Below are 13,213 nucleotides of genomic sequence, written 5' to 3'. Positions count from 1 at the left end.
GGCGGCGACTTGAACGTTCCCCGACAGCGACCACCGCGGGGCCGCGACGCTTTTGTTCGGGCACCGTCTACAGCGACCGATGGCACGGGGACTCATCGGGACAATCGAGCTGATGGTCGCGGTCGTACTCGCCGCGCGGGTCACCCTCCTCGGCGTCGACAACGTCGCCCGCGGCCAGACGGCGGTCGGCGCGGTCTTTCTCGGGTTAGCCGTCGCCTTACTGGTCATCGAGTGGGTCGCTCCCTCCCCGACGGACATCCCCGGCGCAATCGCCGGGCGGGCGCGCAACGCGCTCCCCGGCGGACAATCGCCAGACCGTGACGACGACTAAGTCTCGTCGCGCCAGCGGTCCGGGTCGTCGGCCGCGAGGTACTCCCTGAGAAGCGACGGGAAGTTCCGCCCCTTGAGATACCGCAGTCCGAAGTCCTCGGCCCAGTTGATGATGCCCTGGTCCTCCGTGACGACGCCGGCGTCCAGTTCCTGTGCGAGTATCAGGAGGTCGAAGTCCTCGCGGGAGTCGAGCACGCCCTGCCGGAGCGTGTCCCGGTACTCGTCGCGCAGGTCCGAGATGACCTTGTCCACCTCCGTCATGTGGTCGTGTTCCTCGACCGTTTCGGCCCGCGATTCCTCGGCTTTCCGCACGGCCTTCTCGGAGACGCGAAGGCCGCGGTCTACCCGCTCCGACATCTCGTCGATGAACTCGTAGACGAGGTCCGCCGGAATCCGTACCTCGTGGTGGGCCGGGGACTTCGTGATGACCCACGTGTCCAGTTTCGTCAGCACCTCGTCACTGATGGCTCGGTCTTCGAGCATCGTCGTCAGTTCCGCCTGTATCGACGGCGGCATGTAACAGGAGATGTTGTGGACCAGTTTCGCCTCCGAGATGAGAACGAGCAGTTCCAGGCAGGCCGCCTCCAGGTCCTCGTCGCCGCTCCTGATTTCGGGGGTGAGAAACAGCGACGTGTCGAGGACGAACCGTTGTTTGAGCGGGCGGTCGACCATACCGGCACTACGGTAGCCGGTCACTAATGCTCTCTGACAGTCGCCACGCGCCAGCAGAATATTTGGTGTCATGTCAACGAACACTACGTACGCCGAGAGACGGGGGTCGCTGTTCGACGCCGACCCCGCGGACCTGCTGGAACACTTCGACACCGAGTGGTTCCGCGGCTGGCGGTACCGGCACCTCGGCGACGAACGCCGCGGCGACGGGAAGGCGGTGACCGGCTCAGTCGGCGGCGATGGTCTCGCCGGCCTCGTCGAGCAGTTCGTCGATGGAGCGGTCGCTGGGCTCGTTTTCCAGCAACACGTCGATGGGCAGGGTCGGCGCGCCGTCGACGAGGTTCTCCAGCAGAACGAGTCGCTCCCGGGCGCGTGACATCCCGACGTAGAACACGCGGCGTTCGTTGTCGGTCAGCGTCGGCACGGGACTCGTGTGTTTGGTGAACTCGTCGACGCCGGGCACTTCGATGCCCTGCTGGTCGACCGTCGCGGCCATCTGCTCGACCACCTTCTCCGTGAGGTCCGTGGCGACGAACACGTGGTCGGCCTCGCGGCCCTTCGCGGAGTGGATGGTGCCGACGCGGACGCGGTCGGCGTCCATCCCGGTGTAGTCGCCGGTGAAGTAGGCGTCGACGGTCCGCTCCTGGAAGTTGGTCACCTTCCGGAGCATGTCGCCCGCGGAGGCGGCGTCGGGGAGGAAGGGGACGTGTTCCCGGACCACGTCGGGTTCGATTTCGATGTCGGCGATGTCCTGGTCCTCGTGGGCCTCGTCTATCTCTTCGAGCGCGTCGAAGAGGTCGTCGCGCTCGCCGGTCCCGAACGCGGAGTCGACGAGCATGTCGGCCAGCCGGCGGGCCTCGAGCACCGTGAGCGGCTCGTCGGCCTCGACGGCTTCGAGCCCGTTGACGTACTGGGTGAGCCGGTCGGTCCACATCCGCTGGTCGGTGAGACAGGAGAAGGGAATCCCGTTGTCGATGAACTCGTCGATGAACTGGAACATCTGGTAGCGCGCCCGGAACAGGACCATCACCGTCTCGTCGGACTGCTCGATGGTCCGGGTGACGTTGCGCGAGAGGTCGAACATCGAGGGGTTCTGGACCGCCTCGACGCGGCCGCCCTCCTTGCGGGGGTTGAGGTCCTTCTCCTGGCGCTTCTCGATGTGGCGGACCTCGCGGTTGACGACGTTCAGGATGCGCGAGGGGAGCCGGTAGGAGTTGGGCAACACCTCGTCCTGGGTCACGTCTTCTTCCAGCAGGAGGTCGGGGTCCGCGCCCTGCCAGGCGTAGACGACCTGGTCGTCGTCGCCGGCGATGAGCACCCGCTCCATGTGGGGCTTCCACTCCTGGTAGACGTCGTACTGCAGGGTCGTGATGTCCTGGAACTCGTCGATGATGAGGTAGTCGACGTTGGGCAGCAGCGAGCGCTGGGCGACCCGTTCGAGCATGTCGGCGAAGCCGGTCAGGTCGTTCTCGCCCTTGTAGGTGCGCCAGCCACGGATGACGCTCGGCACGTCGACGCGGTCGTCGTCGGTCGGCCAGGTCGGGGTGTACTTGTTGCCGGTCTGGGCGTTGTCGTCGATTTCCGGCGGGAGCCGGACCTCCTCGTCGTCCCACTTGAAGGGGACGTCGTACCAGTCGGCCACGTCCCGGCGGGTCCGCTGGAGCCACTGACTGGTCGCGATAATCTTGTTCCCGAGAGTGGTCGAGCGGGCCGAGCGGCGGCGCGAGCCCTCGTACTCGTCCTCGTAGTCGATGCCGAACTCCTCGCAGAAGGCCTCCTTGTCGTCCTCGCCGACGACGTCGCCACGCGAGAGGTTCAGCAGTTCGTAGGCCTTCGCGTGCATCGTACAGACGTTGCCCCGGAGCGCCCGCGGGGACAGGCCGAGGCGCTCGGCGAGGCGCTCGCGTATCTCGGCGGCCGCCGCACGCGTGTACGAGACGACCAGCACGTCGCGGAAGTCCACGTCGTCGTCTTCCAGCAGTTCGTCCACGCGGTCGAGCAGCGCCGTCGTCTTCCCGCTACCGGGCCCACCGAACAGGCGGACAACCTCGGTGGTCGAATCAGTCATTGAACATGTAGTGGGCCCGGGGCCAAATAAACGACGTGCTTTAGCGGGACGACGACCGATACGCGTCGGACCGGGGACTCAGCGGTACAGCGAGACGTACAGCATCGCGAACCCGATGATGAACGGTATCGTCTCCGCCATCTGGAAGAACACGCGGGCGAGGGCCCCCGTCTCACCGGCGCTCAGTTGCGTGATGACGCTGGAGATGGCGACGCCCATGCTGATGAACGCGAAGCCGATGAACGCGTACTGGAGCCGTTCCGACGGGCGTTTCCGGTAGGCCTGGAAGCTAATCAGCGTGATGCCGAGCGTCAGCCCGAACACCACCATCCGCATCAGGATGAGCACGCCACGGGCGATAGCGACGCCGGTCGTCATGCGGTCGGGCCTCCAGGTACGGCGGGACTCATTCGGGGTTCAGCTCGTCCCAGAGCTGACTGAACCGGTCCGGGAGATTCTCCTCCCGGTAGATGCGGACCTTGTACTCCTCGTCTTCGAGCGAGATGACCGTCGACTCGAAGTTCGACTCGTACACCTTGTAGTGGTTGCCGTCCTCGGCGACGAGCGTCCGGTCCGTGACGAGGTCGTACTCGTCGAGCAGTTCGATGCGCCGATACACCGTCGGCAACGAGAGGTCACACTCCTCGGCCAGTTCCTTCGCCGACTGCGGTTCCCGACTGATGGCGGCGAGCACGCGGCGTGCGTGCTGGTCGCCGATAGTGTCGAGAATCTCCTCGATGCTCTGTTCCTCAGCCACTACACGAAGATTCGTGTCGCGTTATATAAGCGTTTTCGAGCGCTGAGGTGGTTTCACGCTCAGAAAACACTGCCCTGTTTATATCATGACTGCCCCTGTACCCGTCACCGCGGAGCGCGTTCAGGTGAGACCATGTCCGGAGACGACCTCCGTCGCGTGACGACGGGTAGACCACAGGGCCAGACGGCCGACGAGCGAGTGACCCCGTTCGACGGCACGGAGCGCCCGGAATCGCACGACCCACCCAGTCGTGACGCCATCCCGGAGTCGGTGTTGGATTCGGTCATCGACGACCTCGACGGCGGCGACCTCGCGGTCGAGGACGGCTTAGTCACACAGAGCCTGGAGGAGATTCTACTGGCGACGATTGCAGTCGCCGATGGTGGCACCCACGGCACCGGACTGATGGACGAACTGGAGTCACAGTTCGGTGCCGAACTGAGTCCGGGGACAGTGTACCCCCGGCTACACGAACTGGAAGCGGACGGCACGCTCCGAGTACACGAACTCGTCCAGACGAAACAGTACGGCGTCGCGGACGCTGCCGCTGCGGAGGAACGTATCGCGGAGTCGGCGCACCAGCATCTCGCAGTCGGACTGTTTCTCCACGCGGCGCTGGACGCGTTCTAGAGGGGGCGGCGACCAGTCGCCGGCCGACCAGCTATCCGCTCCCGTGTTACATGGTGAGCGAGAAGCGCCACAGTCGACACTGACGGTCGTGTGTCTCGCTCCGACGAAACCGAAAAGCGGAGTTCCTTACCGTACCGGTGTCCAGCCGCACACCGAGCACTGGGCCGCTGTCGACTCGTGAAGGCCGCCGCAATCTGGGCACTGCTTCTTGTTATAGCTCTCTTCCCAACCGCTCTGGTCGACTTCGTGACCACGCTGGGAGAGGAACTCGTCGAACATATCGTCACTGCTCGGTGCGGACGCCATACATGCTATGGTATATCACACCAGTATATAGGTTTAATGGTATTGTTAAACATTACCACAAATAGTGACAGCCCGGTGACTTGCACCGGCCACAGCCGGCCGTCTACGCGGCATACTCTCGACACCACAGAAACGAGCAGTCCGTCGGGTCCGCCGCTGGCCGCGTCCGTCAGGCGTCGCCTAACCGTCGGTCGGAACCGGGTGAGTGTAGTCGACGGTGATGCGGGTGCTCGCGATGAGCGCGTTGGCGATGGCCTCCGTCGCCGGCTCCTGGTCCGCCCCGCCGTCGAGCGCCAGTTCCTCGCCGAGCGCGAACACCTGAAAGCGGTGCTCGTAGGGCTGGCCGGCGGGCGGACACGGCGGTTCGTACCCCGGCTCGTTGGGGGGCTGTGTCCCCTGTCGCGCGCCGCCGAGGGTATCGAGGGTCGGCTCGCGCGGAAGCCCGGCCGGAATCCGCTCTGTCTCCGGCGGGACGTTCCACAGCGTCCAGAACACCGGCTGGCTGAACACGCCGCCGTCGTACTCGGCAGTGACGGCCAGCGCCGCCGTCGGCTTCGGGACGCGCTCGATAACAAAGGGCGGGGAGACCCCGGCCCCGTCGCAGGTGAACCGGGCGGGGAGTTCGTCCCCGGAACTGAACGCGGGGCTGGACGCCACGAAGGCCGGCGTCGCGTCGTTCGACTGCCCGGTACAGCCCGCGCTCCCGGCGAGTGCTGACGCCCCGAGCGTCCGGAGGAGGTGGCGGCGGCGCATGCCACAGTGGCAGGGACAGGCAGTAATCTACCTTGTGATACCACACCAGGTCCGGTGGAGGCGCCACCGGTCCTGTTCAGGGCGAACATGTTCCGTCCCGTCGCCAGCGGGTGAGAACGTCTTGCCCCCTTCTTATTTTGGGGTAATAGAGTCCCAACCACATGGAGCTCAAACGCAAGACAATCGCGAAGGTAATCGCTGTCGCGTTCGTCTTCAACCTCGTCGTCATGGGGGCCGGCGCGTGGATTGCGTACCAGGAAGCGCCGCCTATCCCCGAGGAAGTCGTCGGACCCGACGGCGAGACGCTCGTCACGGGGGAGGACATCCGTGAGGGCAAGAAGGCGTTCCAGAAGAACGGGCTGATGAACCACGGGTCGATTCTCGGCAACGGCGCGTACTACGGCGCGGACTACACCGCCGACGCGCTGGCGCTGAAGACCCAGCACATGCGGACCTACTACGCTGAAGAGCGCTACGGGACCACGTACGACTCGCTGTCGACGGCTCAGCAAGCCGCCGTCGACGACGACGTCAAGCAGGACCTCAGCGGGGAGTACGACGGCGGAAACATCGAGTACTCCGCCGCAGAGCTGTACGCCCACCAGCAGGTCCGCCAGGAGTACGTCGACCGGTACCACGAGGGGAGCCACGAGCGGGGCGTCCCCGAGGGGATGATCGACTCCGAGGCCGACGCCCGGCAGTTCGCCGACTTCGCCATGTGGACGGCGTGGTTCTCCCACACCGACCGCCCGGGCGGCGACCACTCCTACACGAACGACTGGCCCTACGAGCCGGCCGCCGGCAACGACGCGACGGGCGCGGCGATGACCTGGAGCGTCGTCGCCATGGTCCTCCTCGTCGCCGCCGCCGGTGGCGGCATCTGGCTCTACAACGCCGTCAGCCTCCCGGAACCGTCCGCCGGGGACCTCTCGGTACCCGAGCCGGGCGACGTGAGCATCTTCCCCAGCCAGCGGGCCGCCCTGCGGTTCATCCCGGTCGCCGCCGGGCTGTTCCTCGCGCAGGTGTTACTGGGCGGATTGCTCGCGCACTTCTACATCGAGCGGGCCGGCTTCTTCGGCATCGAGGAAATCTTCGGCGTTCATATCCTCCAGCTACTGCCCTTCGCCATGGCGAAGACCTGGCACATCGACCTGGGCATCCTCTGGATAGCCGCGACCTGGCTCGGCGCGGGCCTGTTCCTCCCGCCCTTGCTGACCGGCCACGAGCCAAAGCGCCAGTCGACGTACATCGACGGACTGCTCGGGGCCATCGTCGTCGTCACCGTCGGCGGCCTCGGGGGCATCTGGCTCGGCTCGCACGGTTACTTCGGCGACCTCTGGTGGCTCGTCGGCAACGAAGGGCTGGAGTACCTCGAAGTCGGGAAGCTCTGGCAAGTCGGGCTGCTCGTCGGCTTCGGCCTGTGGGCCGTCCTCTCGATTCGCGGCCTGAAGCCGCTGCTCGACCGTGAGCCGGTGTTCGGGCTCGCCCACATGATACTGTACGCCGGCGGCTCCATCGCGCTCCTGTTTACCGCCGGGTTCTTCTTCACCCCGGAGACCAACATCGCCGTCACGGAGTTCTGGCGCTGGTGGGTCGTCCACATGTGGGTCGAAGGAGCCTTCGAGTTCTTCATCGTCGCCATCATCGGGCTGACGCTGGTGTCGATGAACCTGCTCAGCCGCCGCAGCGCCGAGAAGGCGGTCATGCTCCAGGCCCTGCTGGTGATGAGCACGGGCGTCGTCGGCGTCTCCCACCACTACTGGTGGGTCGGCATGCCCGACATGTGGGTCCCCATCGGGAGCGTGTTCTCGACGCTGGAGCTGCTCCCGCTCGTGTTCATCCTCTACGAGGCGCTGGGCCAGTACCGGGCGATGTCCGAAACCGGCGGGTTCCCCTACAAGCTCCCGTTCATGTTCATCATCGCCAGCGGCGTCTGGAACTTCGTCGGGGCCGGCGTGCTCGGGTTCTTCATCAACCTCCCGCTCATCAACTACTACGAGCACGGCACCTACCTCACCGTCGGCCACGCCCACGCCGCGATGTTCGGGGCCTTCGGCTTCCTCGCGCTGGGGATGGTCACCTACATGCTCCAGTTGGCCATCGAGCCCGGTCGCTGGGACGGCTCCTGGCTCCGAGCCGCGTTCTGGTGCTGGAACGTCGGCCTGACGCTGATGGTGTTCGTCTCCGTCCTGCCTGTGGGCTTCCTCCAGCTGGAGGCCGCCTTCACCGGGAGCTACGCCGCGGCCCGGAGCCTCGCGTTCTACAACCAGCCGCTCGTCCAGACGCTGTTCTGGGCGCGGCTCCCCGGTGACACGATCATCATCCTCGGGACGGCCATCTACGCGGCCGACCTGGTCCGCAAGCGGTTCGTCCTCCGGGCGTCCGAGGACGACCCCACGGTCGAGGACATGGCCGTCGCCGAGGGCGTGATGAGCGACGACTGAGAGGGCCGGGCAGGGCCGTTACGCGCTGCCGAGTTCGCTGGTCCAGAGGTGGTCGATGTCGGCTTCGAGGTCGGCCGTGTCGAGCGTCTCGACCCCCGAGAGGTACTCGCAGGCGTTTGTGAGGTGTTGCTGGACCATCGCCACGTCGTCGGCCGACTTCGCAGCACAGAGGGACATCCAGGCCCGGTTGATTTCGAGCCGCTCCGCGAGCGCCTCCGTGACCGGGATGTCGTGTTCGTCGCCGAGCTGTGCCATACGGTCCAGCACGTCCGTCGGGACTTCCAGCTGGACCGTGAGGTCCCGCGACGGCAGTTCGGCGGTGACGACGGTCGTCTCACAATCGCCCTCTCCCCACGGCGCGATGACGTACTCCTGCCCCTCGGTGGCCATGTCCCACCGGTCGCTCCGGGCCCTCATATTTACTCACAGGCTAACAGGTAGAAGGCGACGTATACCGGCCGTCTCACGGCGTTAGTCGTCGGCTTCGGCCGACTCCGCTCGGGGAATCGTCACGTCAGTGAGGCCGGCTTCGATTTCCTCGCGGCGGTCCTCGAACTTCCCGGGGAGCACCAGCCGACCGCCGAGGTCGTCGAGCGGTTCGTCGCTGTCGTAGCCGGGGCCGCTCGTGGCGAGTTCGAACAGGACGCCGCCGAACTCACGGAAGTACACCGACCGGAACCAGTGGCGGTCTATCTGCGACGTGGGGCGCAGCCCCGCCCCGCGGACGGCCTCGCGCATCGACTGCTGGTCCTCGTCTGTCGGCGTCTGGAAGGCGACGTGGTGGACCGTGCCGTGGCCCTGCCGCCCGCCCTCGATGGTCGGCAACACGTCGACGTACTTCCCGACGGACCCTGGCGCGGCAAAGCGGGTCCGCTGGTCGCCGGGCGTGTCGCCCTGTGCCTGCTCGGTGCCGACCTCTTCGAGCCCCATCGTCCGGAGCAGGTCCTCCGTGGGTTCGGGGTCGGCGAGCCACAGCGTCACGGAGTGGAACCCCCGGATAGCGGCGTCCTCGGGGACGAACTCCGTCCACGGTTCGGTGGGGTCGTCCCCGGGAATCTCGACTTCGACCAGTTCGACCGGCAGCCCGTCCGGGTCCCGGAACGGGAGGACGGTCTCGCCGAACCGCTCGACGCGGTCGTCGTAGTCGACGCCGTACTCGTCGAAACGGCCCTCCCAGTAGTCGAGGCTCCCCTCGGGCACCCGGAACGCGGTGCGTGAGACCTGTCCGGAGCCGACCTTCCCCTGGGAGTGGTTCTCCCACGGGAAGAAGGTCATGCTCGTTCCGGGGTTCCCCGCGGCGTCGGCGAAGAAGAAGTGGTACGTGCTGGGGTCGTCCTGGTTGATAGAGCGCTTGACGAGCCTGAGCCCGAGCGTCTCGACCCAGAAGTCCATGTTCTGCTGGGGGTCGCTCGCGATACACGTGACGTGGTGGATACCCGGCGTGGGGGTGGCGGCAGTCATTACTCCGAGTACGTTCCGGAGGTACTTGAGTTACTGCTGACGCGAGTGTTACCGGGCCACGCCCAGTGTCGACGCCGCGCACGCGCCGCCCCGCCACGGACCGCAATTATATATACTGTTGGCGGGACAGTCGCGTATGGCAGACGCGGACCGGACAGCGATTCTCGGCGGGACGTTCACACCGATTCACAACGGTCACCGGGCGCTCCTGCACAAGGCGTTTCAGACCGCGAGCCACGACGGCCCCGGCGACGGCCACGTCATCGTCGGGCTGACGAGTTCCGACCTGGCGACCGAGACGCGAAGCGACCCGACACACGCCGAGCAGTTGGGTGCGTACGACGACCGACGGGACGCCCTCGAGACCGAACTGCGCGAACTGAGCGAGGCCTACACCGCCACTTACGAAGTGCTCCGGCTGGACGACACGCAGGGTCCGGCCGCGACCCGGGCGGACGTGGATGCCCTCGTCGCCTCGCCGGAAGCGAAGGCGCAGCGACGCGCCCACGAACTCAATCGGCAGCGGCTGGACGCGGGCCGCCGACCGCTCGAAGTCCACACGCCGCCGTTCGTCGTCGCCGAAGACGGGACGCGAATCAGCAGCACGCGGATTCGGAACGGTGAAATAGACGTCCACGGTCGCCTGCTCGACGGGTCTGAGTGACGCGGCGGCCGGTCGCCCCGGTGCGGCGTCACTCGACGGTGTCCGGACGCCCCGCGTCGAGCCGTCCGGCGGCCTCGGAGACGGTGAGTGGCACGTCCGCCGTCCGCCCCTCGAACAGCCTGACGACCTGTGGCGGGCGGAGGTCACAGTCTCTGAGCAGGTCGGTGTCGGTCAGTACGTCACGGGCGGCCCCTCTCGCGGTGACCGTACCGGTCGCATCGAGCAACAGCACCCGGTCGGCGACGTGGGGAACGAGTTCGGTGTCCGGCGTCGAGACGACGAGCGTGACGCCCTCGGCCGCGAGGTCGTCCAGCAGGTCCAGCACCGTCGCGCGGTTCGCGGCGTCGACGTTGCTCACCGGCTCGTCGAGCAGCAGGACGTCCGGTTCGACGGTGAGGGCGCTGGCGAGGGCGGCCCGGCGCTGTTCGCCGCCGCTGAGCCGGAACGGCGGCTTCGACAGGAGCCCGTGGAGGTCCAGCCGGTCCGCGACCCGCTCGACGCGGCGGTCGACCTCCGCGCGGCCACAGTCGAGCTGTGCCGGTCCGTAGGCGAGGTCCTCGCGGACGGTCGGGTTGAACAGGTAGTCCGCGGGGTTCTGCGTGAGGACGCTCAGCCGGCTGCGGACGGTGTCGGCGTCGGTCGTCTCGCCGAAGTACCGGACCCGGCCGCCGTCGGGCTCGACCAGGCCCCCGAGCAGTTCCAGCAGCGTCGACTTGCCGGCCCCGTTCGGGCCGAGCAGTGCCACCCGTTCCCCGCGGTCGATGGTCACGTCGACGCCGTCGACGGCCAGCGTCCCGTCGGGGTAGGCGTACCGGAGGCCAGTGGCTTCGATAGCGGTCACGCGACCACCACCACCGCGACGGCGAGCGCGACGACCAGCCCGAAGGCGAGGTCGGCCCGCCCGAGCGGTTCCCGGGGCCGGACCGGCGTCGAGCCGGTGCCGCCGCGGGCGCGGGCGGCCCGCTGGACCCGCTCGCCGCGTTCCAGGCTCCGGACGAGAAACGAGCCGACGAAGTGCCCCGAGTCGCGCCAGTTCCGCCGGAGGCTCGGCTCCGCGACGGTCCGGCTCCGGCGGGCCCGGACCATCCGCTCCAGTTCGGCGAAAAAGAGGAGCAGGTAGCGGTACGTGATGCCGAGCAGGGAGACGGCGATGGCGGGGGCCCGGAGTCGACGGAACGCCGCCAGCAGGTCGGCGAAGCGGGTCGTCAACAGCAGGACGGACAGGAAGCCGACACACGCGGTCACGCGGACGGCGAACGTGAGCACGTAGTCGACGCCGGCGGCCGAGAGCGGGAGCGACCCCAGCGAGGGACCGCCCATCAGAACCGCCTGTGGCGCGACGACGACGACCGCAAAGACTGGCGGACCGCTCAGCCGGCCGAGGAAGGTGCGGACCGGGACCCGCGAGAGCGCCGCGAGCGCCGCGGCCAACAGCGCGAGCGCACAGACGACTGCCAGCGTCCGCTGTGTCACGGTAAGCGCGACGAGCGCCACGACGCCGACGAGCTTGACTGTCGGCGTGACGGCCTGGAGAAACCCGGCCCGGTCGGGCAGGTCCTCCGCGAGCAGGAACCACTGGGCGCTGGCCGCGATAGCCGCGACGGTCCGGTCGAGCAGGTCGCTGCCGCCCATGCGCTACTGCCGCCTGTCGGTGTCCGCCCCGAGCAGGCGACCGATAGCGCCCCCGAGCAGGAGCGTCAGCGCGGTCCCGACGACCGCCGACACGAACGTCCCCGTCGCGCCGCCGAGACCGGGGACGCCGTAGTCGGGGAACAGCGCCGTCCCGACGGCGGTGGCGTGGTCCGTCGCGCCGGTCGCCTCGGCGGCGTTCGCCAGCGGTTCGGCGTAGCCGACCTGACCGGCCGCCCAGCCGAACACCGGCGCGAGCAGCGTCAGGACCAGCAGCGCGGCGAGCGCGCGGGGGAGCCAGTCCGGCAGGCGCATCACGCGCTCACCTCGGGGGCGGCGTTAGGCCGCAGGTCGGGGCGAGCGCGGGCCAGATAGCGATAGACGGAGGCGGTGATAGCGCCCTCGATGAGCCCCAGCGCGAGGTGCCCGACGCCCATTATCGAAAGCGTCGTCAGCAACTGGTACTGGAACGCCGAGGAGAGCCCGAGCTGGAGGGCGGCGGTCACCGCGCCGGCCGTGATGCCCAGCCAGCCGGCGGCGAAGGCGGCGCGGAACTCGCCGTAGGGGACGAGCAGGCGGTAGACGGCGTAGCCGACGTACACCTCGACGACGGCCATGTTGAACACGTTCGCGCCGAGGACGACGAGCCCGCCGTCGCCGAAGACGAGCGCCTGAATCGCGACGACGGTCGCGACACAGAGCGCGCCGAGGTGCGGCCCGAGGAGGATCGCCGCGAACGCGCCCCCGACGAAGTGGGCGCTGGTGCCGCCCGGAATCGGCCAGTCGAGCATCTGCGCGGCGAAGATGCTCGCCGCGACGACGCCGAGCAGCGGTGCGCGCGCGTCGGGGACCTCGCCGTTGACGCGCTTCGCGGCGACGCCCAGAACGACGACCGTGAGCGCGCCGAAAAGCAGTGCGAGCGGCAGGTCGATGTACCCGTCAGGAATGTGCATGCTACCCAGGTCTGGCTCCGGGGCCGTAATAATACTTCTTCATCGAGCAGTATTACCGACGCCGGGAGAGTATTACCGAAGCCCGGAAACCCATATGCCAGCCCGCGTCTATCGAGAGGCATGAGTGAGGACCTCGACCGGATCAGCCTGACGCTCCCCTCGTCGATGGTCGACCGGCTCGACGGCATCGTCGACGAGTGGGAGTACGCGAGCCGGTCGGAAGCCATCCGCGACTCGCTGCGTGACTTCTTTGCGACCTACGAGTGGGAGTCCGGCGACGAGCAACACCACCACGGGACCATCGTCATCGTGCACGACCACCACGTCTCCGGCATCGCCGACGAACTCCAGACGGTCCAACACGAGATGTCCGACATCATCACGTCCGTCCAGCACATCCACCTCTCCCACGACACCTGCATGGAGACGCTCGTCGTCGCGGGCGCGGGCGACAGCATCACCGAACTGGCCAACCGGCTCCGCGCAATCGGGGGCGTCCAGCAGGTCAAGGTCGTCGTCGTGGACGAGTAATATCTGACGCGGGTC

At 67.5% G+C, this 13,213-nt stretch carries 17 protein-coding genes; 5 read left to right on the top strand and 12 right to left on the bottom strand.

Annotation, left to right across the window (positions count from 1 at the left end; translation table 11 throughout):
• The first annotated feature begins 79 nt into the window (after positions 1-79).
• Positions 80-331, top strand: coding sequence for a DUF7533 family protein (locus tag VI123_RS03075; RefSeq protein ID WP_336336590.1), 252 nt, complete (start codon positions 80-82; stop codon positions 329-331).
• Here VI123_RS03075 and VI123_RS03070 read toward each other — a convergent pair.
• The 4 genes from VI123_RS03070 to VI123_RS03055 form a co-directional block, all read right to left on the bottom strand.
• A complete protein-coding gene (locus VI123_RS03070) occupies positions 328-1,002 on the bottom strand; it encodes an RNA ligase partner protein (RefSeq protein ID WP_336336589.1) in 675 nt (224 codons plus the stop codon). The two genes, VI123_RS03075 and VI123_RS03070, sit on opposite strands and share 4 nt — an antisense overlap.
• Before the next feature lie 226 nt (positions 1,003-1,228).
• Positions 1,229-3,070 (bottom strand): ATP-dependent helicase, encoded by a 1,842-nt coding sequence (locus VI123_RS03065; protein WP_336336588.1) that lies wholly within the window; start codon positions 3,068-3,070, stop codon positions 1,229-1,231.
• 78 nt (positions 3,071-3,148) lie between these two features.
• The gene (locus VI123_RS03060) at positions 3,149-3,448 is read right to left on the bottom strand and encodes a DUF7521 family protein (protein WP_336336587.1); all 300 of its coding nucleotides are present in this window, start codon (positions 3,446-3,448) and stop codon (positions 3,149-3,151) included.
• Between the two features lie 28 nt (positions 3,449-3,476).
• Positions 3,477-3,827, bottom strand: coding sequence for an ArsR/SmtB family transcription factor (locus VI123_RS03055; protein WP_004515333.1), 351 nt, complete (start codon positions 3,825-3,827; stop codon positions 3,477-3,479).
• Between the two features lie 132 nt (positions 3,828-3,959).
• On the opposite strand from VI123_RS03055, the gene VI123_RS03050 reads away from it, so the two are divergent.
• On the top strand, positions 3,960-4,457 hold the full coding sequence (locus VI123_RS03050; protein ID WP_336336586.1) for a PadR family transcriptional regulator: 498 nt from the start codon (positions 3,960-3,962) through the stop codon (positions 4,455-4,457).
• Between the two features lie 126 nt (positions 4,458-4,583).
• Here the strand turns inward: VI123_RS03050 and VI123_RS03045 are convergent, their stop codons facing one another.
• Together VI123_RS03045 and VI123_RS03040 are read right to left on the bottom strand one after the other, a co-directional pair.
• Positions 4,584-4,763, bottom strand: coding sequence for an HVO_0416 family zinc finger protein (locus VI123_RS03045; RefSeq protein ID WP_336336585.1), 180 nt, complete (start codon positions 4,761-4,763; stop codon positions 4,584-4,586).
• 180 nt (positions 4,764-4,943) lie between these two features.
• Complete coding sequence (locus VI123_RS03040) at positions 4,944-5,516, bottom strand: YbhB/YbcL family Raf kinase inhibitor-like protein (RefSeq protein ID WP_336336584.1); 573 nt, start codon at positions 5,514-5,516, stop codon at positions 4,944-4,946.
• Between the two features lie 161 nt (positions 5,517-5,677).
• Here VI123_RS03040 and VI123_RS03035 point away from each other — a divergent pair, with 161 nt between their 5' ends.
• A complete protein-coding gene (locus VI123_RS03035) occupies positions 5,678-7,960 on the top strand; it encodes a nitric-oxide reductase large subunit (protein WP_336336583.1) in 2,283 nt (760 codons plus the stop codon).
• An 18-nt stretch (positions 7,961-7,978) separates the two neighbouring features.
• Here the strand turns inward: VI123_RS03035 and VI123_RS03030 are convergent, their stop codons facing one another.
• Together VI123_RS03030 and VI123_RS03025 are read right to left on the bottom strand one after the other, a co-directional pair.
• Positions 7,979-8,350 (bottom strand): hypothetical protein, encoded by a 372-nt coding sequence (locus VI123_RS03030; protein ID WP_336336582.1) that lies wholly within the window; start codon positions 8,348-8,350, stop codon positions 7,979-7,981.
• 81 nt (positions 8,351-8,431) lie between these two features.
• On the bottom strand, positions 8,432-9,421 hold the full coding sequence (locus VI123_RS03025) for a VOC family protein (protein ID WP_336336581.1): 990 nt from the start codon (positions 9,419-9,421) through the stop codon (positions 8,432-8,434).
• 136 nt (positions 9,422-9,557) lie between these two features.
• Here VI123_RS03025 and VI123_RS03020 point away from each other — a divergent pair, with 136 nt between their 5' ends.
• Complete coding sequence (locus VI123_RS03020; RefSeq protein ID WP_336336580.1) at positions 9,558-10,085, top strand: phosphopantetheine adenylyltransferase; 528 nt, start codon at positions 9,558-9,560, stop codon at positions 10,083-10,085.
• Between the two features lie 28 nt (positions 10,086-10,113).
• Here VI123_RS03020 and VI123_RS03015 read toward each other — a convergent pair whose 3' ends face one another.
• From VI123_RS03015 to VI123_RS03000, 4 genes are read right to left on the bottom strand one after another with little or no spacing between them, the layout of a single operon-like run.
• Complete coding sequence (locus VI123_RS03015; RefSeq protein ID WP_336336579.1) at positions 10,114-10,926, bottom strand: energy-coupling factor ABC transporter ATP-binding protein; 813 nt, start codon at positions 10,924-10,926, stop codon at positions 10,114-10,116.
• Complete coding sequence (gene cbiQ, locus VI123_RS03010; protein WP_336336578.1) at positions 10,923-11,717, bottom strand: cobalt ECF transporter T component CbiQ; 795 nt, start codon at positions 11,715-11,717, stop codon at positions 10,923-10,925. The genes VI123_RS03015 and cbiQ overlap by 4 nt, the downstream gene beginning before the upstream one ends.
• Positions 11,718-11,720: 3 nt before the next feature.
• A complete protein-coding gene (locus tag VI123_RS03005; protein WP_336336577.1) occupies positions 11,721-12,029 on the bottom strand; it encodes a PDGLE domain-containing protein in 309 nt (102 codons plus the stop codon).
• The gene (locus VI123_RS03000; RefSeq protein WP_336336576.1) at positions 12,029-12,667 is read right to left on the bottom strand and encodes an energy-coupling factor ABC transporter permease; all 639 of its coding nucleotides are present in this window, start codon (positions 12,665-12,667) and stop codon (positions 12,029-12,031) included. The genes VI123_RS03005 and VI123_RS03000 overlap by 1 nt, the downstream gene beginning before the upstream one ends.
• 120 nt (positions 12,668-12,787) lie before the next feature.
• Between VI123_RS03000 and nikR the strand changes: the two genes are divergently transcribed.
• Positions 12,788-13,198 carry a nickel-responsive transcriptional regulator NikR gene (gene nikR / locus VI123_RS02995; RefSeq protein WP_336336575.1) on the top strand — a complete coding sequence of 137 codons (411 nt, stop codon included), beginning with the start codon at positions 12,788-12,790 and terminating at the stop codon, positions 13,196-13,198.
• The last annotated feature ends 15 nt before the right edge of the window (positions 13,199-13,213 follow it).

The organism is Haloarcula sp. DT43 (assembly GCF_037078405.1).
Lineage (GTDB): Archaea > Halobacteriota > Halobacteria > Halobacteriales > Haloarculaceae > Haloarcula > Haloarcula brevis.
The sequence above is the reverse complement of the archived record's forward strand: the minus strand, read 5'-3'. Positions and strand labels throughout refer to the sequence as shown.